Raw genomic sequence first — 18,452 nt, 5'->3', positions numbered from 1 at the left:
CAAAGGCCGATGTCGTTGCTTTCCGGACACAGCCACAATGATTTCAACGAATTGCATGGGCGCCCCTGATGTCGCAAACAAGGCTGGCGAAAAAAATCGCGAAAAATTAACCAATCATTTCATAATTTTGTATGAATGTCAGTATGCACGAAGCGGCCGTGTTTTTTCGGAAACAGGTCGTCGCGAATAACCGTCCGTACCCGGCCGTTTGCTTTTCAACGCAGGGACGATCCAGTAACACTGCGTTTTATCAAGAATGCGCCGGGGCGGTGCCGACCTCAGATGACGGGGATGACTTTTTACATGACGAAATACCGGAGTGTCGGCGCGCTGGCGCTGGGTCTGATGTGCAGTGTGGCGTTCCTCGGCGCTCAGCCGGCGTCGGCCGGCACGTTGTTCGATTTTCTGCGCAGCAACAAGCTGGCGCAATCGCCGGGCCGCCAGGCGCAGCAGCAGGCTCTGCCGGGCGTGGCCATGCCGATGGCGACGAGCCCCGCACAGGAGGCGATGGCCGCGCCTTCCGAGCCGAAGCCGCTGCCCAAGGTCACCGGCCCGACTTACTACACCTACAAGGCCGATGGCCTGCGCCTCGTCTCGACGGCCCGATTCGCCGATCCGGTCGTCACCGGCGCCGTCACCGCCGAACCGAGCGAGGTCGGCTTGGCGCCGAGCCCGTCCGATGGTCTCGGCCAGCGCCGCACCATGTCGGAAGCCAGGGTAATGGCGCCCGACGATATCGCCAAGGCTCTGGAAACCTATTACGGCGACGGCGCGCCCCTTCTCTGGGTCGCCGGCGAGCAGGTGACCGACAAGGCCCGCGCGGCGATCGACGTGCTAAATGCGGCCGCCGATGTCGGCCTCGACCCACGCGACTATGCCGTGTCGCTGCCGACCGAGCCCGCCGACCCGGCCGATGCCGAAGGACGCGCCCGCGGCCTGATGCAGTTTGAGCTGGATCTCTCCGCCAGGATGCTCGCCTATGTGCAGGACACCGTGCGCGGCCGCGTCGATCCCAACCGCATTTCCGGCTATCACGATTTCAAGCGCAAGACGGTCAATCTGGCCGGTGTCATGAAGGTGGCGTCCGCTTCGCCCGACATCGCCGCCTATCTCAACAGCCGCTCGCCTTCCAGCCCGCAATTCGCGGCGCTGAAGGCGGAGCTTGCGAAGCTGCGCGCCGAGCAGGGCGAGGGCGCCCAGCCGATTTCGATCACGCTGACCGGCGCTCTCAAGCCGGGCGGCACGTCCGACCAGTTGCCGAACATCGTCGCCGCCATCGCCCGCTCGGGCTCGGCCGACCTGAAGGCCGCTCACGCCACGACTCTGGCGACGGCCACGGCCGCGCAGGACTATACGCCCGAAATCGTCGATCTCGTCGAGGCTTTCCAGAAGGAGCGTGGGCTGAAGCCGGATGGCGTCATCGGGCAGGCGACCGTGCGGGCGCTCATCGGCCATAGCGACGGCGCGAAGCAGCAGAAGCTGATCGTCGCCATGGAGCAGGCGCGCTGGCTGCCGAACGATTTGGGCAGCCGCTATGTCTTCATCAACCAGCCGGCCTTCATGGTCTACTACCACAACAACAACCGCGAAGAGCTGTCGATGCGCACCGTCGTCGGCTCAAAGGCGCACCAGACGTTCTTCTTCGAAGACGAGATCCAGACCGTCGAGTTCAATCCCTTCTGGGGCGTTCCGCAGTCGATCATCATCAACGAGATGCTGCCGAAGCTGCGCGCTGATCCCGGTTATCTCGATCGCATGGGCTACGAGGTCGCCGTCAACGGTCAGGCCGTGTCGTCCAGCAGCGTCAACTGGTACGGCTCGACCAACGCCATCTCGGTGCGCCAGCCGCCGAGCGGCGACAATGCGCTGGGCGAACTGAAGATCCTGTTCCCCAACAGCCATGCGATCTACATGCATGACACGCCGCAGAAGAGCTTCTTCAAGAAGGATATGCGTGCCCTCAGCCACGGCTGTGTGCGCCTGTCCGATCCGCGCGCCATGGCGGCAGCCGTTCTCGGCACCAGCGTCGACGACGTCGCCAAGCAGATCGCGGCCGGCAAGAACAAGGCGGTCGCCGTTCCACAGAAGATCCCGGTCTATGTCGCCTACTTCACGGCATGGCCGAACAAGAACGACGAGGTCGAATACTTCGACGACGTTTACGGCCGGGATGATTATGTCGTGAAGGCTTTCGAGGCGACGACCAGGGCGCGCGAACAGAGCTGAGCCTTTCGCGGGACGGCAAGAGACGGGCGGGCGGGAAGCAATTCCCGTCCGTTTTCGTTCGGACCTGCCGTCACGGATTGTTTGTCTTGGGATGCGACTGTGACTTGCCGCCCGGCGCGACTGCCTTTACGCAGTCCGGGCGGATACACCAACGCCTCGCGGAGATTCTCATGGAACGCACCTGCCTTGCCGTCATCCTTGCCGCCGGGGAAAGCACCCGGATGAAGTCGTCGATGTCCAAGGTGCTGCATCCGGTCGCCGGCCGACCGATGATCGCCCATGTCATGGACGCCATCGTCCGTACCGGCATTTCCGATGTGGCGCTGGTGGTCGGCCGCAATGCCGAGGAGGTTGCGGCGGCCGCATCCGTGGCCGGCGCCTCGGTGACGCCGGTGCTGCAGACCGAACGCCTCGGCACCGGCCATGCCGTGCTCGCTGCCCGCGAGGCGATCGGGCGCGGCTACGATGATATCCTCGTCGCTTACGGTGACGTGCCGCTGATCACGGATGCGCCGCTGCGCGCCGCCCGCGAGGGTCTGGCCGCCGGCAATGACGTCGTGGTCATCGGTTTCCACACCGACAATCCCACCGGCTATGGCCGCCTGCTGGTCGCGGACGGCGAGTTGATCGCCATCCGCGAGGAGAAGGATGCCAGCGACGCCGAACGTGCGGTTACCTGGTGCAACAGCGGCTTGATGGCGATCAACGGTCGCAAGGCGCTCGACCTGCTCGGCCGCATCGGCAACAACAATGCCAAGGGCGAATTCTACCTCACCGATCTCGTGGAAATTGCCCGCTCGCTCGGCGGCCATGCGGTTGCCGTCGATGCGCCGGAAGAAGAACTGACCGGCTGCAACAACCGCGCCGAACTCGCCGCCATCGAAAAGCTCTGGCAGCAGCGCCGCCGCCATGAACTGATGATTTCCGGTGTCTCGATGATCGCCCCGGAAACCGTGTTCCTGTCGCATGACACCGTCATCGGTCAGGATGTGCTGATCGAGCCGAATGTCGTCTTCGGCCCCGGTGTCACCATCGAAAGCGGCGCCGTCATCCATGCCTTCAGCCATATCGAGGGCGCACATATCGCGACCGGCGCGACCGTCGGCCCCTTCGCTCGCCTGCGCCCCGGTGCGAAACTGGCGGAAGACTCCAAGGTCGGCAATTTCTGCGAGGTGAAGAACGGCGATATCGGCCGGGGGGCCAAGGTCAACCACCTGACCTATATCGGCGACGCCATCATCGGCGCCGGCAGCAATATCGGCGCCGGAACGATCACCTGCAATTACGACGGCGTCAACAAGCACCTGACCCGCATCGGCGAGAACAGTTTTATCGGCTCGAATTCGGCTCTCGTCGCCCCCGTCAGCATCGGCGACGGCGCTTACGTGGCATCGGGCAGCGTCATCACCGTCGACGTGCCGGATGAGGCCCTGGCGCTCGGCCGCGCCCGGCAGGAGACCAAGCCCGGCCGCGCAAAGCTGATCCGTGAGCGGGCGCTGGCGCTGAAGGCTGCGAAAAAAGCGGCGAAGTCGTAACCTGGCGAAATCGAATGTGACCGATGGGCGGGTTGCGTAAACCGCTGAAAAAGTTAGGACTGCCGCATACAAAAATGCGGACTGTTTCAGGAGGCTTGCATGTGCGGAATTGTCGGGATCGTCGGGACTGGCCCTGTGGCGGAGCGCCTTGTCGACGCGCTGACCCGTCTCGAGTATCGCGGCTATGATTCCGCCGGCGTCGCCACCATAAATGAGGGCAAGCTGGACCGGCGTCGCGCCGAAGGCAAGCTCGTCAACCTGCGCGGCGTGCTGGCGAAGGAGCCGCTTCCCGGCAATATCGGCATTGCTCATACTCGATGGGCGACGCACGGCGTGCCGAACGAGACCAATGCCCACCCGCATTTCGTCGATGGGGTCGCCGTCGTCCATAACGGCATCATCGAGAATTTCGCCGAGATCAAGCAGGAACTGATCGCCGGCGGCGCGACCTTCGAGACGCAGACGGATACGGAAGTCGTCGCCCAGCTTCTGGCGCGCTATCGCCGCGAAGGCCTCGGCCGTCGCCAGGCCATGCATGAAATGCTGAAGCGCGTCACCGGCGCCTATGCGCTGGCGGTGATGTTCGAGGACGATCCGTCGACGCTGATGGCCGCCCGCTCCGGCCCGCCGCTCGCCATCGGCTATGGCCGGGGGGAGGTCTATCTCGGCTCGGATGCGGTGGCGCTGTCGCCCTTCACCAACGAGGTCACCTATCTCCACGATGGCGACTGGGCCATCGTCGGCAAGGACGGGGTCTTCATCTTCGATCTGAGCGGTAGCCCGGTCTCGCGCCCGCGCCAGATAACCCAGGCCGCCGCCTATCTGGTCGACAAAGGCAACCACCGACACTTCATGGAAAAGGAGATTTATGAGCAGCCGGAAGTCATTTCCCATGCGCTCAGCCATTACGTCGATTTCGCCGAGCGGCGCGCGCGCTTCGATAGCGGCACCATCGATTTTTCCAAGGTAACGGGCCTGGCGATGTCCGCCTGCGGCACCGCCTTCCTCGCCGCCTCCATCGGCAAATACTGGTTCGAGCGTTACGCCCGCCTGCCGGTGGAAATCGACGTCGCCTCGGAATTCCGTTATCGCGAAATGCCGCTATCGCCCGATCAGGCCGCACTGTTCATTTCCCAATCCGGCGAGACCGCCGACACGCTGGCCTCGCTGCGCTATTGCAAGGAGCAGGGGCTGAAGATCGGCGCGGTGGTCAACGTCACCGAATCGACCATCGCGCGCGAGGCCGATGCCATCTTCCCGATCCTCGCCGGCCCGGAAATCGGCGTCGCCTCGACCAAGGCCTTCACCTGCCAGCTCGCGGTGCTTGCCTCGCTCGCCATCGGCGCGGCGCGTGCCCGTGGCACCATCGACGAAGCCACCGAAAAGACGCTGGTGCGGCACCTCACCGAAATGCCTCGCATCATGAGCCGGGTGCTGAACCTCATCCAGCCGCAGATGGAAGCGCTGTCGCGCGAGCTGTCGAAATGCAAGGACGTGCTCTATATCGGTCGCGGTACCAGCTACCCGCTGGCGATGGAAGGGGCGCTGAAACTCAAGGAAATCTCCTATATCCATGCCGAAGGCTATGCCGCCGGCGAGCTGAAGCATGGCCCCATCGCCCTGATCGACGAGAACATGCCGGTCATCGTCATCGCCCCGCATGACCGCTTCTTCGAAAAGACGGTGTCGAACATGCAGGAAGTCGCCGCCCGCGGCGGCCGCATCATCTTCATCACCGACGAGAAGGGCGCGGCCGCCTCGACCCTGCCGACCGTCGCCACCATCGTCCTGCCGGAAGTCGACGAGATCATCGCGCCGATGATCTTCTCGCTGCCGATCCAGTTGCTCGCCTATCACACCGCCGTCTTCATGGGCACGGATGTCGATCAGCCCCGCAACCTCGCCAAGTCGGTGACCGTCGAATGATGCTGCGCGCCGAAAGGCCTGGGGATGCCGCCGCCATCGAGGCCGTGACCGTCGCCGCCTTCGCGGACCACCCTCATAGCAACCAGACCGAACACATCATCGTCGCCCGCCTGCGCGCCGAAAACGCCCTGACGCTGTCGCTGGTGGCGGAGGAGGGCGCAGGGGTCGTCGGCCATATCGCCTTTTCGCCCGTGTCCATCGACGACGGCACGGCGGACTGGTATGGACTCGGGCCGGTCTCCGTTGCCCCGGAAGCGCAGGGCAAGGGCATCGGCTCGGCGCTGATCCGCGAAGGCCTGCAGCGCTTGGCCGCTGCCGGTGCGAAGGGCTGCGTCGTCATGGGCGACCCGGAGTTTTATAAGAAATTCGGCTTCCGCAACGAGGAGGGCGTCGTCTTCCCCGGTTGTGCGCCGCAATATTTTTTGGCGCTTGCCTTGTCAGGCCCGATGGCTTGCGGCAATGTTCGGTATCATGAAGCATTCGACTGTTGACGCGGCGGAACGTTCGGGCGGCACATGACGGACACTCCGAAGAGCGAAGGCATCGCCACGCGGGTGCGCAACAACTTCCTGACCGGGTTGATCATTTGCGCACCGATAGCGATTACCATCTGGCTGACCTGGACGTTCATTCACTGGGCGGATAGCTGGGTAAAGCCCTATATCCCCGCGCGCTACAATCCTGAAAGCTACCTGAAATTCGCCGTTCCGGGCTTCGGCCTGCTGATCGCGGTGGTGTTCATCACCATCATCGGCTTTCTCGGCAAGAACCTGATCGGCCGTTCCATCGTCAATTTCGGCGAATCGATCCTGCGGCGCACACCGATGGTCCGCACCGTCCACAGTTCCATCAAGCAGATTTTCGAGACCGTGTTGCAGGAGCGTTCGACCACCTTCAAGAAGGTCGGGTTGATCCAGTATCCGAGCCCGGGCCTGTGGTCGCTGGTGTTCATCGCCGGCGATGCCAAGGGCGAAATCGCCAGCCGTTTCGATCGCCTGGGGCAGGAAATGGTCACCGTCTTCCTGCCTCCGACCCCGGTGCCGACCGCCGGCTTCCTGCTGTTCGTGCCGAAGAAGGACGTCATCGTGCTCGACATGAGCGCAGAGGATGGCGCCAAGCTACTAATCTCAGGCGGACTGATCACGCCCGATTATGTCGAGAAGACAACGCCAGTAGATGCTTAGCCGACTAATTTATCCGGCCCTGAGGAAACGGATCGCTTCATCGCGGCGGTGCAGATAGAGCAGGGTACGGATCGCTTCGCCTCGGGCGCTCGTCAATTCTGGATCCTTTTCCAGCAGATAGGCCGCATCCTTGCGGGCGATTTCCAGCAGGTCGCCATGGGCTTCGAGACTGGCAATGCGGAAACCCGGCGTGCCGGATTGGCGGGTGCCGAGCAACTCGCCTTCGCCGCGCAGCTTCAGATCCTCCTCGGCGATGACGAAACCGTCTTCCGTGTCGCGCAGGATCGACAGCCGCGCATGGCCGGTCTCGCTGAGCGGCCCCTTGTAGAGCAGGATGCAGGTGGAAGCCTCGTCGCCGCGCCCGACGCGGCCGCGCAACTGGTGGAGCTGGGCAAGGCCGAAGCGCTCGGCATGCTCGATGACCATGATCGTCGCATCCGGCACGTCGACGCCGACCTCGACCACCGTCGTCGCCACCAGCAGCCGCAACTCGCCGTTCTTGAAGGCGAGCATCACGGCATCCTTCTCGCTGCCGCTCATCCGGCCATGCACGAGGCCGACATTGGCGCCGAAGACCTGCGCCAGCGTCGCATGGCGCTCCTCCGCCGACATCAGGTCGGATTCCTCCGATTCCTCGACCAGCGGGCAGATCCAGTAGGCCTTCTTGCCCTCGGAAATGGCGCTTTTGAGCCGGCTAACGATATCGCCGATTCGCTCGGTCGGTACGGTGACGGTCTGGATCGGCTTGCGGCCGGCCGGCTTTTCGGTGAGCTTGGAAACGTCCATGTCGCCGAAGGCGGCGAGCACCAGCGTGCGCGGGATCGGCGTCGCGGTCATGACAAGCATATGCGGCGAGATGCCCTTGGCGGTTAGGCGCAGGCGCTGATGCACGCCGAAACGGTGCTGTTCGTCGACGATGGCGAGCGCGAGGTCGTGATAGGCGACGGCATCCTGGAACAGCGCATGCGTGCCGATGACGATCTGGGTTTCGCCGGATGCAATGCGTTCGAGGATCGCCTCGCGCTCGCGACCCTTGGTGCGGCCGGTCAGCACGTCGACGGTGATGCCGGCGGCGTCGGCCAGCTTCGAGATGGTCGAAAAATGCTGGCGGGCGAGGATTTCGGTCGGGGCCATCAGCACCGCCTGTCCGCCGCTTTCGACGGCCGCCGCCATGGAGAGCAGCGCCACCAGCGTCTTGCCGGAGCCGACATCGCCCTGCAGCAGCCGCAGCATGCGCTGGTTGCCGGCCATGTCCTTGAGGATATCGGCCACCGCTTCCGTCTGGCTGCGGGTGGGCGAAAAGGGCAGGGCGGCGAGAATTCTTTTGCTGATCGCTCCCGTAGCGTGAACCGGCCGGCCGGCGACCTTGCGCAGCTTCTGCCGCACCAGCGACAGCGATACCTGCCCAGCCAGGAATTCGTCATAGGCAAGCCGCCGCCGCGCCGGAGACTGCGGATCGATATCCATCTCGTCGCGCGGATCATGCAGCGCGCGGAAGGCCTCGTCGACCTCGGGAAAACCCTGTTTCTGAGCCAGCGCCGGGTCCGCCCATTCGGGCATCACCGGCAGGCGGGCCAGCGCCCCGTCGATCGCCTTGCGCAGCACCTTCGACGAAAGGCCCGCGGTCATCGGATAGATCGGCTCGACCAGCGGCAAGTTCTGCGCCTCGGATGCCTTCACCATGTAATCGGGATGGACCATGGAGGCGCGGCCGTTGAACCAGTCGACCTTGCCGCTGACGGTCACGGTCTCGTCGATGGGCAGTGCCTTGCTGAGCCAGTCGCCCTTGGCGCGAAAGAAGGTCAGCGCCAGCTCGCCGGTCTGGTCATGCAGGAAGACGCGGTAGGGCATCGAGGATTTGCCTGGCGGCGGCGGCTGGTGGCGGTCGATGCGGCCGGTGATGGTCACGATCACGCCTTCGGGGGCGAGCGCGATGCCCGGCTGGTTGCGGCGGTCGACGATGGAACTCGGCGCATGGAACAGGAGGTCGAGCACGCGCGCATCCTCGGCATCCTCGCGGCCGAGCAGCCGCGCCAGAAGTTCCCCCAGCTTCGGGCCGACGCCGGGGAGGGAGGAAACGGAAGCGAACAGGGGATCGAGCAAAGCAGGGCGCATGCCCGGCAAAATGCGACGAGAAATGCGCTCTTGGCAAGGCTGACAATCGCCAAAGCAGCCGCTATATACCCCTGTCCTCCTTTCAACGCTGCGGCATCAACCGCGCCGCGGCGGCCAAAAAGATTCGCCACGATGCCAGAGACTGCGCTTCCCACCGGATTTGCCGCCCGATCCCCGACGTTGTTCGCCGGGGCGGCATTTGCGCTTCGCGCGCCCCCTCATGCGCCTGCCGGCACCTTCTCCCCGCTGGCGAGAAGGGGAGATGAGGAAAAGCTGCCATTCTCCTCTGGTGTCCTTGCATGTCACCGGACGGAAGCATCCGGCCTTCTTCTTCTCCCCGGCGGGGAGAAGATGTCCGACAGGACAGATGAGGGGGCCTTTACGTCCGCGAAATCTTCCGCATCGCCGAAACAATCGTCATCCCGTTCCGTTAGAAAGCTTCCGTCATGACAAGCATCAGCCGCACGAGCGCCGATCTCGACCCCCGCCGCCGCCGGATTCTCTATCGCTGCTGGCATCGCGGCATTCGTGAGATGGATCTGGTTCTCGGCCAGTTCGCGGAGGACGAGATAGCTGTTCTCGGCGATGCCGATCTGGACGAGCTGGAGCGGATCATGGCCGAGGAGGACAACGATCTGGTGCGCTGGATCACCGGTGCTGCCGAAACGCCTGAGCATATGCTGACCCCGATGTTCGCCCGCATCGCCGCCTATCGGCCGGATTTCGATCCGGTGCTCATCGAAAAGGTAAGGACCAAGGAATGATTCCCGGTTTCGATCCGAAGCTGCTTGCGAGCGTCGATTCGTCGCTGACCGTCGCCAATGTGCCGGCGGGCATGGAGCCGTTTCTCATCGCCGAACTGGCGCGCACCGGCCGTCCCGTCGCCTATGTGCTGTCGGACGGCCAGCGCATGGCCGATATCGAGCAGATGCTAGGGTTTGCCGCGCCCGATATCCCGGTCATGACGCTGCCGGCCTGGGATTGTTTGCCCTATGACCGCGTCTCGCCCAGCGCCGATGTCTCCGCGCGCCGGCTTGCGGCGCTCTCCGGACTGATCGCCTATGCCAAGAAGCCGCATCCGGCGATCCTGCTGGTCACCGTCAATGCGATGCTGCAGAAGATCGCGCCGCGCGACATCATCGAAAGCCTCGCCTTCTCCGCCAAGCCCGGCCAGACGATCCGCATGGACGATATCGCCGCAAGGCTGGAGCGCAACGGCTTCGACCGCGTCGCCACCGTGCGCGAGGTCGGCGAATTTGCCGTGCGCGGCGGTATTCTCGATGTCTTCGTGCCGGGCACGGAAGAGCCGGTGCGCCTCGATTTCTTCGGCGATTCGCTTGAAACAATCCGCACCTTCGATCCCGCCAGCCAGCGCACCACCGGCCAGGCCCGCTCGCTCGATCTCAACCCGATGAGCGAGGTGACGCTGACGCCGGATACGATTTCCCGCTTCCGCAAGAATTACCTGTCGCTGTTCGGCGCGGCAACCCGCGACGATGCGCTGTATGTCGCCGTCTCCGAAGGCCGCCGTTATGCTGGCATGGAGCATTGGCTGCCGCTGTTCTACGAAAAGCTGGAAACCGCCTTCGATTATCTCAAGGGTTTCCTCATCGTCACCGATCATACGGTGCGCGAGGCGGCGGAAGAGCGCTCCAAGCTGGTGCTCGATTACTTCGAGGCGCGGCAGAATTCCGGCCATCAGGGCAAGGGCCAGATGGCGCAGGGCACGCCCTACAAGCCCGTTTCCCCCGGCCAGCTTTATCTTGACGCGAAAACCTTCGGCAAAACGCTGGACATGTTCGCGGCCATCCGCCTGTCGCCCTTCAACGAGATGGAAGGCGTCGACCGCAAGGTCGTCACCGTGGACGCCCATGCCGGCCCGCGCTGGGCGAAGACCGCGAGCGAGGCGGAAAGCGGCGAGCGCATCAACGTCTTCGACCTCGCCGTCAAGCATATCGGCGAGCGCCGCGCCAAGGGCCGCAAGGTGTTGATCTCGGGCTGGTCGGAAGGCTCGCTCGACCGCTTGCTGCAGGTGCTGAACGAACACGGGCTGGAGCGCATCAAGCCGGTCAAGGCGCTGAAGGATTTGTCTAAGCTCGACAAGGGCGAGGCGGCCTCGACCGTGCTGAGCATCGAATCCGGCTTCGAATCCGGCGATCTCGTCGTCATCGGCGAGCAGGATATTCTGGGCGACCGCATGGTGCGCCGCGCCAAGCGCCGCAAGCGCGGGGCGGATTTCATCGCCGAGGTCGCCGGTCTGGACGAGGGTTCCATCGTCGTCCATGCCGAGCACGGCATCGGCCGCTTCATCGGCCTGAGGACCATCGAGGCGGCGGGTGCCCCCCACGCCTGCCTTGAGCTGTTATATGCCGACGACGCCAAACTGTTCCTGCCGGTCGAAAACATCGACCTGCTGTCGCGCTACGGTGGTGAGGGCACCGAGGTGCAACTCGACAAGCTGGGCGGCGGCGCATGGCAGATGCGCAAGGCCAAGCTCAAGAAAAAGCTGCTGGACATGGCCGACGGCCTGATCCGCATCGCCGCCGAGCGCATGATGCGCCACGCGCCGGTGCTGGCCGCGCCGGACGGGCTCTATGACGAATTCGCCGCCCGCTTCCCCTATGACGAGACCGACGACCAGATGACCGCCATCGATTCGGTACGCGACGATCTCGGCGCCGGGCGGCCGATGGATCGCCTCGTCTGCGGTGATGTCGGCTTTGGCAAGACGGAAGTGGCGCTGCGCGCCGCCTTCGTCGCCGCCATGAACGGCGTGCAGGTGGCCGTCGTCGTGCCGACAACGCTGCTTGCCCGCCAGCATTTCAAGACTTTCTCCGAGCGCCTGCGCGGCTTTCCAATCCGCATCGCCCAGGCTTCGCGCCTCGTCGGCTCCAAGGAGCTGTCGCAGACCAAGAAGGAAGTCGCCGATGGCAAGGTGGATGTGGTGGTCGGCACCCATGCGCTGCTCGGCTCCGGCATCAACTTCGCCAATCTCGGCCTGCTGATCATCGACGAGGAGCAGCATTTCGGCGTTAAGCACAAGGAGCGGCTGAAGGAGCTGAAGAGCGACGTCCATGTGTTGACGCTCTCGGCGACGCCGATCCCGCGCACCCTGCAGCTGGCGATGACCGGCGTGCGCGAGCTGTCGTTGATCACCACGCCGCCGGTGGACCGCATGGCGGTGCGCACCTTCATCTCGCCCTTCGATCCGCTTGTGATCCGCGAGACGCTGATGCGCGAGCATTATCGCGGCGGCCAGAGTTTTTACGTCTGCCCGCGCCTCTCGGATCTCGCCGATATCCAGGCTTTCCTGCAATCGGACGTGCCGGAACTGAAGGTCGCCATCGCCCATGGCCAGATGGCGGCGGGCGAGCTGGAAGACATCATGAATGCTTTCTATGACGGCAAATACGATGTGCTGCTCTCGACCACCATCGTCGAATCCGGCCTCGACGTGCCCACCGCCAATACGCTGATCGTCCACCGCGCCGATATGTTCGGCCTGGCGCAGCTTTACCAGATCCGTGGCCGTGTCGGCCGCTCCAAGGTGCGCGCCTTCGCGCTGCTGACGCTGCCGGTCAACAAGGTGCTGACCACGGGCGCAGAGCGGCGTCTCAAGGTGCTGCAATCGCTGGATACGCTGGGCGCCGGCTTCCAGCTCGCCAGCCACGACCTCGACATCCGCGGGGCCGGCAACCTGCTCGGCGAGGAGCAATCCGGCCATATCAAGGAAGTCGGCTTCGAGCTTTACCAGCAGATGCTGGAGGAGGCGGTGGCCGAGGTGAAGGGCGACGACGACATCGTCGACAGCGGCTGGTCGCCGCAGATCTCGGTCGGCACGCCGGTGATGATCCCCGACGATTACGTGCCCGACCTGCATCTGCGCATGGGCCTCTATCGCCGCCTCGGCGAAATCACCGAACTGCGCGATATCGACGGTTTCGGCGCGGAGATGATCGACCGCTTCGGGCCTCTGCCCATCGAGGTGCAGCACCTGCTGAAGATCGTCTACGTCAAGTCGCTGTGCCGCAAGGCCAATGTCGAGAAGCTGGAGGCCGGGCCGAAGGGCGTCGTCGTGCAGTTCCGCAACCGCGAATTCCCCGATCCGGCGGCGCTGGTCGGCTATATCGCCAAGCAGGGAACGATGGCGAAGATCCGCCCGGATCACAGCGTCTTCCTCAGCCGCGACCTGCCGACGCCGGAGAAGCGGCTGGCGGGCGCGGCCACGGTCATGACCCAGCTTGCGGGGCTTCTCGACAAAAAGTGATGGTCAGTGCCGCCGGTATATCGGACAGTGCGAATCGACTTGAGAATGGAGTGAGACGAAATGGCGACCTACACGGTGACGATCGACTGGAAGCGGGGCGAGGGTGAGGATTTCGTCGACAACCGCTATTCGCGCGCCCATGTCTGGCATTTCGACGGCAATATCAGCGTGCCGGCCTCGTCGTCGAAACATGTCGTGCCGCTGCCGCTCTCGGTGGAAGCCGCCGTCGATCCGGAGGAGGCCTTCGTCGCCTCGCTCTCCTCCTGCCATATGCTGTGGTTCCTCTCGATTGCCGCCAAGGCCGGCTTCCGCATCGATGCCTATGAGGACATGGCCGAAGGCATCATGGCGCGCAATGCCGAGGGCAAGCTTGCGATGATCGAGGTGACGTTGCAGCCGGAGGTGCGGTTTTCGCCGGAGACGCCCATCGACAAGGCGCGCCACGAGGCCTTGCATCATGAGGCGCACGAGGCCTGCTTCATCGCCAATTCGGTGCTGACGCAGATCAGGCTGCGCCCGCGCCTCGCATAAGCTATTTGTCTTCCTGGGGCGTGACGGCGACGGCCGCCTGCGCATCGGCGCCGAGGGGCGGGGGCAGGCGCGTGCCGCGCTTGCGCTCGCGCACCAGCGTCATCAGGCCCGAGCCGACGATCAGCACGATGCCGGCCCAGGTCGGCATGTCGACGCCGTCGCCGAAGGCGAGATAGCCGAGCAGGATCGCCCATAGCATCTGACTATACTGGATCGGGCCGATGATCCCCGCCTCGACATAGGTCGCGGCATACATCATCAGCACGTTGGCGAGCGCCGCCAGCAGGCCGAAGCCGGCGAGATAGAGCCATTGTTCCGGCGTCGGCCAGATGAAACCCGGCACCATCAGCGCCGCGCTGATCGCCATCCAGCCGAAGACGCCGGCGCCGTAGAGCGAGATGTTCTTTTCCTTCGGCCCCATGGCCCGGAAGATGACGATGGAGATCGCGCCGCTGAAGCCGCCAACGATCGCGCCGAGATGGCCGATGGACAATTCGCGAAAGCCGGGCCGCAGCACCACCAGCACGCCGAGGAAGCCGACCAGCACCGCCAGCCAGCGGCGGATGCCGACGACCTCCTTGAGAAACACCACCGACATGATGGTGACGAAGGAGGGCAGCAGGAAGATCAGCGCGAAGGCTTCCGCCATGCTCAGATGCGTGAAGGCGACGACGCTGCCGATGGCGCCGGAGGCGGCGCAGGCGAAGCGCAGCAGCCAGAGCGGCCGGTTGGTGGAGCGCACCACGTCGCTCCAGCGGTCGCCCTTCTTCACCAGGAACGGCATGGCAACCAGGCCGAAGACGGCGCCGAAAAACGCGGTTTCATAGGGCGAAAGCGCGCCTTCGATCAGCTTGATGCTGGCATCACTGAACGAAAAGGCGGCGAAGGCGGCAAAGCCGAGCACGACGCCCTTCAGACGCTGGTCTGTGGACACGGGTGACACTCCGATGGCAGAAAGCGCCGCCGATACCGGCCGCGCGATGCAGCCGCCGGAAAAACGCTGGAAAAGAATGGCTCTCTTAGCGTTTCCGGCGCGAGTCGTCATCCGATTTCGCGGGTGTCAGTTGGCCTTGGCGCGGGCCTCGGCCTTCATGCGGGCGATGTCGCGCAGCGCGCCGACGAGAAGCTCCGGCGTCTGGGCGCCGCTGACGGCATATTTCTGCTCGAAGACGAAGAAGGGCACGCCGCTGACGCCCATGCGGCGCGATTGCTCTATTTCTTTCTCGATCATGTCGCGATCCGCGTCCGATTCCAGAAGCTTCGCGATGACGGCGCGGTTAAGGCCCGCCTGTTCGGCGATGTCGAGCAGTACGGCATGATCGCCGACATTGCGGCCTTCCTCGAAATTCGCCTTGAACAGCAGGCCGGCGACGGTATTTTGCATCTCGTGGCCCTCGGTATGCGCCCAGAGCAGCAGGCGATGCGCATCCATCGTGTTGGGACCGATCTTGATGGCGTCGAAATTGAAATGGATGCCGACCTCTTCGCCCAGATGCGTCAGCGTCTGGTGGGCGCGATCCATGTTTTCCTTGCCGCCGAGTTTTGCCGCCAGCGTCGTCTGCTGATCGACCCCTTCCGCCGGGTAATCGGGATTGAGCTGATAGGGCCGCCAGTTGATCTCGGCCTCGATGTCGCCGGCGACCTCGCTGAGCGCCTTTTCCAACCGCGCCTTGCCGAGATAGCACCAGGGGCAGACCACGTCCGAAACGATGTCGATGGTGATGGTTTCCATGGGCTGTGAGTCCTTTCGCGCTGCTGGCCGGTTTCAGACCATGTATGCGCCCGACGGCATCCGTTCAACCGGTTACCGGAAGGGAACCGTCTTCTATTGTGCCCGCGCATCCCACCAGGTCTGGAGTTGATAACCGTAGAGCGGCAGGGTGTCGGGTCTTCCGATGGTCTTGTGACGGGCGATCCATTGTTCGCCGAGATGATAAAGCGGTACGAAATAGCTGCCTGAAATCAGCATCCGGTCGAAGGAACGCACCGCCGCCTGGAAGCTTTCGGCCGTGCGGGCGGTCAGCATGTTGTTGATCAGCCTGTCGATATCGGGATCGGCGGTTCCGGCGTAGTTCTCGCTCCCCTGCCTGTCGCGGGCAAGCGACCCCCAGCGCGACACCTGCTCGATGCCCGGTGACAGCGAGGAGGTGAAGCTTTTCATCACCATGTCGAAATTGAAGGCGATCGTCCGGTTCTGATATTGCGAATCATCGACGGTACGCACCGTCAGCGCGATGCCCAAGGCCCGGAGCGAGCGCTGATAGGCGAGCGCCAGCTTCTCCTGATCGGCATTTTGGGTCATGATCTCGAAGGCGAGCGGCGTTCCCTTGGCATCGACCATCTGGCCGCCCCGGATCGAATAGCCGGCCTGCTTCAGCAGGTCGACGGCCTGTTTCAGCACCTTTCGGTCCCGACCCGACCCATCGGTCACCGGCAGCCGATAGCTGCCGTCCAGCACGGCGGGATCGATGCGTGCGGTGATGTCGCCCATCATCTCGCGCTCCAGCGGACTGGCCGGCACGCCGAGGCTGGAAAGGTCGGAATTCTGCCAGTAGCTCTGGGTGCGGGTATAGGCATTTTCGAACAGGTTGCGGTTTGCCCATTCGAAATCGAACACCAGCGACAGGCCCTTGCGCAGCCGGGCATCGGCGAAATAGGGGCGGCGGGTGTTGAAGACGAAGCCGAGCATGCCGGTTGGCAGTTTCGGCTTGAATACGTCCTTGATCACTTTGCCAGAGGCGACCGCGGGGAAATCATAGGCCCGGTCCCAATGGCTGGGATTGCCTTCGGGATAGATATCGACCTCGCCCTTCTTGAAGGCCTCGAACAGCGTGCTTTCCTGCAGAAAATATTCCACCGCGATCTCGTCGTAATTGTCGAAACCGACTTTGGACGGGATGTCCTTGCCCCAATAGTTCGGATCGCGCCGGTAGACGATGCGCTCGCCGGGATTGATCGACTTGATCCTGTAGGGGCCTGAACCGATTGGCGGCGCCAGCGTCGATTGCTCGAAGCTTTCAGGGACGGTCGCATGTTTCGGCAGCACGGGCGTGTAGGCGGCGATGATCAATGGCGTCTCGCGGTCTGCCTTGTCGTTGAAGGTGAAGCGTACCGAGCGCTCCCCGACCTTTTCCAGCTTGGCGACTGCCTCCATGCGCCGGCTGAAGGGCGTGCGGCCCTTGTCGCGCAGCAGCTCGAAGGTGAAGATCACATCCTCCGGCGTCACCGGCTTTCCGTCCGACCAGTGTGCGCGCGGATCGAGGTTGAACTGGATGAAACTGCGCGCCTCGTCCCATTCCACGGTTTCGGCCAGCAAACCATAGAGCGAGAAGGGCTCGTCGGCGGAGCGGGTCATCAGCGATTCGAACATCATGTTGCCGAATTGCGGATCCCACATGCCGCGCGCCGTGGTGCGCATGCTCTTCAGGATGAAGGGGTTGAGATTGTCGAAGGTGCCGACGACGCCGTAGGTGATCCGGCCGCCCTTCTTGACCTCGGGATTGACGTAAGGGAAATGCGCATAATCCCTGGGCAACGACACGTCTCCATGCATGGCGATGCCATGCAGCGGTTCGGCGGCAAGCGGGCTCCAGAAAAGGAGGGAGACGAGGGCTATGGCGAAGAGACGGCGCACCGGAGAGACGTTCCTTTGATCTGCTGTCCGGGCAGGGCGGCGGCCTTCCCGAATCCTTGTAGGCGGCATGTTAGCGCATGTCTCTACTCGGTTGCCACCGGCTGCATGTCGCTCCAGGGTTTATGCGAAGCTTAAACTGCCGCGCCATAAGGCTATTTCGAGGCGTCGAACATCAAAAATCTCACGTTGAACGCGGTGGAGTTCAAAGAAAAGCTGGATATCCGCTGCGCTGCGATGTAACAGGGTGCCAGGATCGGGGGTCATGTATTTGCCTCATTTGCGCGACAGGTGACGGCGGAATGGACCAAATCAGTCGGGACCGGTGGAGAACCGCCCGGGCACCGGATTTCAGGAGACGGATTTCGTTATGATGATCAAGGCAACCACTTTCACGCGTGCAGCCCTCTCGGCGCTCGCAGTTTCTTTCGGCGCAGCGGCGATGCCGTCCGTCTCCAGCGCGCAGGAGGCCGCACCCGCCGGCCAGCCGCCGCTCGGCTGGTTCAAGACCTGCTCGAAGCAGGAAGACAACGACATCTGTGCGGTTCAGAACATCCTGCGCGCCAATAGCGGCCAGATGATCACCGCCGTCGGCCTGATCTCGGTCTCGGGCAAGGTCAATCGCAAGCTGCTCCAGGTCTCGGTTCCCTCCGCGCGCCTGATCCCGCCGGGCGTCGTTATGCAGATCGACGGCGGCAAGGGCCAGAAGCTGGATTATGCCGTCTGCCTGCCCGACCGCTGCACCGCCGAAATCGTCCTGACCGACGCCATGATCGCATCGCTGAAGAAGGGCAACGAGGTCGTCTTCACCTCGATCAACTTCCGCCGCGCCCCGAACCCGATCAAGATTCCGCTGACCGGTTTCACCGGCGCCTATGACGGCGAGCCGATGTCCGAATCGAAGCTGGCCGAAAGCCAGCGCAGCCTGGAAGAAGGCATGCAAAAGAAGGCCGAGGAAGCCCGTAAGAAGCTGGAAGACGCTCAGAAGGCTGCCACTCAGCAGTAATCTGCCCTTTGAGGCAAAGAAAAGCCCGGTC

13 protein-coding genes are annotated in these 18,452 nt (G+C 63.6%); 9 read left to right on the top strand and 4 right to left on the bottom strand.

Annotation, left to right across the window (positions count from 1 at the left end):
- The first annotated feature begins 303 nt into the window (after positions 1–303).
- The 5 genes from P7F60_RS11430 (at position 304) to P7F60_RS11410 (ending at position 6,871) form a co-directional block, all read left to right on the top strand.
- Entirely contained in the window at positions 304–2,226 is a 1,923-nt protein-coding gene (locus tag P7F60_RS11430) for a L,D-transpeptidase family protein (RefSeq protein WP_277917851.1), read from the top strand.
- A gap of 170 nt (positions 2,227–2,396) precedes the next feature.
- Complete coding sequence (gene glmU / locus P7F60_RS11425) at positions 2,397–3,761, top strand: bifunctional UDP-N-acetylglucosamine diphosphorylase/glucosamine-1-phosphate N-acetyltransferase GlmU (protein WP_277917850.1); 1,365 nt, start codon at positions 2,397–2,399, stop codon at positions 3,759–3,761.
- A gap of 99 nt (positions 3,762–3,860) precedes the next feature.
- On the top strand, positions 3,861–5,687 hold the full coding sequence (gene glmS / locus P7F60_RS11420) for a glutamine--fructose-6-phosphate transaminase (isomerizing) (protein WP_277917849.1): 1,827 nt from the start codon (positions 3,861–3,863) through the stop codon (positions 5,685–5,687).
- Entirely contained in the window at positions 5,684–6,178 is a 495-nt protein-coding gene (locus tag P7F60_RS11415; RefSeq protein ID WP_277917848.1) for an N-acetyltransferase, read from the top strand. The genes glmS and P7F60_RS11415 overlap by 4 nt, the downstream gene beginning before the upstream one ends.
- Positions 6,179–6,202: 24 nt before the next feature.
- Positions 6,203–6,871, top strand: a complete 669-nt coding sequence (locus P7F60_RS11410; protein WP_277917847.1) for a DUF502 domain-containing protein — start codon at positions 6,203–6,205, stop codon at positions 6,869–6,871.
- Between the two features lie 9 nt (positions 6,872–6,880).
- On the opposite strand, the gene recG is transcribed toward P7F60_RS11410, so the two are convergent.
- Positions 6,881–8,986, bottom strand: coding sequence for an ATP-dependent DNA helicase RecG (recG, locus tag P7F60_RS11405; RefSeq protein ID WP_277917846.1), 2,106 nt, complete (start codon positions 8,984–8,986; stop codon positions 6,881–6,883).
- Positions 8,987–9,432: 446 nt separating this feature from the next.
- Here recG and P7F60_RS11400 point away from each other — a divergent pair, with 446 nt between their 5' ends.
- The 3 genes from P7F60_RS11400 to P7F60_RS11390 are packed head-to-tail and all read left to right on the top strand — an operon-like array spanning position 9,433 to position 13,784.
- Entirely contained in the window at positions 9,433–9,750 is a 318-nt protein-coding gene (locus P7F60_RS11400) for a succinate dehydrogenase assembly factor 2 (protein ID WP_277917845.1), read from the top strand.
- Positions 9,747–13,253, top strand: a complete 3,507-nt coding sequence (gene mfd / locus P7F60_RS11395) for a transcription-repair coupling factor (RefSeq protein WP_277917844.1) — start codon at positions 9,747–9,749, stop codon at positions 13,251–13,253. Before P7F60_RS11400 ends, mfd begins: the two co-directional genes overlap by 4 nt.
- A 60-nt stretch (positions 13,254–13,313) precedes the next feature.
- Positions 13,314–13,784: an OsmC family protein gene (locus P7F60_RS11390; RefSeq protein ID WP_277917843.1), complete on the top strand. Its 471-nt coding sequence runs from the start codon at positions 13,314–13,316 to the stop codon at positions 13,782–13,784.
- Between the two features lies 1 nt (position 13,785).
- Here the strand turns inward: P7F60_RS11390 and P7F60_RS11385 are convergent, their stop codons facing one another.
- The 3 genes from P7F60_RS11385 to P7F60_RS11375 all read right to left on the bottom strand — a co-directional run bounded on the left by P7F60_RS11385 (position 13,786) and on the right by P7F60_RS11375 (position 17,487).
- Positions 13,786–14,718, bottom strand: a complete 933-nt coding sequence (locus tag P7F60_RS11385; protein WP_277917842.1) for an EamA family transporter — start codon at positions 14,716–14,718, stop codon at positions 13,786–13,788.
- 126 nt (positions 14,719–14,844) lie between these two features.
- Positions 14,845–15,516, bottom strand: coding sequence for a DsbA family protein (locus P7F60_RS11380; RefSeq protein ID WP_277917841.1), 672 nt, complete (start codon positions 15,514–15,516; stop codon positions 14,845–14,847).
- A gap of 93 nt (positions 15,517–15,609) precedes the next feature.
- Entirely contained in the window at positions 15,610–17,487 is a 1,878-nt protein-coding gene (locus P7F60_RS11375; RefSeq protein WP_277917840.1) for an extracellular solute-binding protein, read from the bottom strand.
- A 298-nt stretch (positions 17,488–17,785) separates the two neighbouring features.
- On the opposite strand from P7F60_RS11375, the gene P7F60_RS11370 reads away from it, so the two are divergent.
- Entirely contained in the window at positions 17,786–18,421 is a 636-nt protein-coding gene (locus tag P7F60_RS11370; RefSeq protein WP_277917839.1) for an invasion associated locus B family protein, read from the top strand.
- The last annotated feature ends 31 nt before the right edge of the window (positions 18,422–18,452 follow it).

This window comes from Rhizobium sp. YJ-22 (assembly GCF_029601685.1).
Lineage (GTDB): Bacteria > Pseudomonadota > Alphaproteobacteria > Rhizobiales > Rhizobiaceae > Metarhizobium.
Note: the sequence above shows the minus strand (reverse complement) of the source record. Positions and strands in the feature narration are given on the sequence as shown.

What these genes read in the sequence shown, in the direction of transcription:
- glmU (WP_277917850.1), top strand. Translation starts at nt 2,397, where the DNA reads ATGGAACGCACCTGCCTTGCCGTCATCCTTGCCGCCGGGGAAAGCACC.
- P7F60_RS11390 (WP_277917843.1), top strand. Translation starts at nt 13,314, where the DNA reads ATGGCGACCTACACGGTGACGATCGACTGGAAGCGGGGCGAGGGTGAG.
- P7F60_RS11370 (WP_277917839.1), top strand. Translation starts at nt 17,786, where the DNA reads ATGATGATCAAGGCAACCACTTTCACGCGTGCAGCCCTCTCGGCGCTC.
- mfd (WP_277917844.1), top strand. Translation starts at nt 9,747, where the DNA reads ATGATTCCCGGTTTCGATCCGAAGCTGCTTGCGAGCGTCGATTCGTCG.
- P7F60_RS11380 (WP_277917841.1), bottom strand. Translation starts at nt 15,516, where the DNA reads ATGGAAACCATCACCATCGACATCGTTTCGGACGTGGTCTGCCCCTGG.
- P7F60_RS11400 (WP_277917845.1), top strand. Translation starts at nt 9,433, where the DNA reads ATGACAAGCATCAGCCGCACGAGCGCCGATCTCGACCCCCGCCGCCGC.
- glmS (WP_277917849.1), top strand. Translation starts at nt 3,861, where the DNA reads ATGTGCGGAATTGTCGGGATCGTCGGGACTGGCCCTGTGGCGGAGCGC.
- P7F60_RS11410 (WP_277917847.1), top strand. Translation starts at nt 6,203, where the DNA reads ATGACGGACACTCCGAAGAGCGAAGGCATCGCCACGCGGGTGCGCAAC.
- P7F60_RS11415 (WP_277917848.1), top strand. Translation starts at nt 5,684, where the DNA reads ATGATGCTGCGCGCCGAAAGGCCTGGGGATGCCGCCGCCATCGAGGCC.
- P7F60_RS11430 (WP_277917851.1), top strand. Translation starts at nt 304, where the DNA reads ATGACGAAATACCGGAGTGTCGGCGCGCTGGCGCTGGGTCTGATGTGC.
- P7F60_RS11375 (WP_277917840.1), bottom strand. Translation starts at nt 17,487, where the DNA reads ATGCCGCCTACAAGGATTCGGGAAGGCCGCCGCCCTGCCCGGACAGCA.
- recG (WP_277917846.1), bottom strand. Translation starts at nt 8,986, where the DNA reads ATGCGCCCTGCTTTGCTCGATCCCCTGTTCGCTTCCGTTTCCTCCCTC.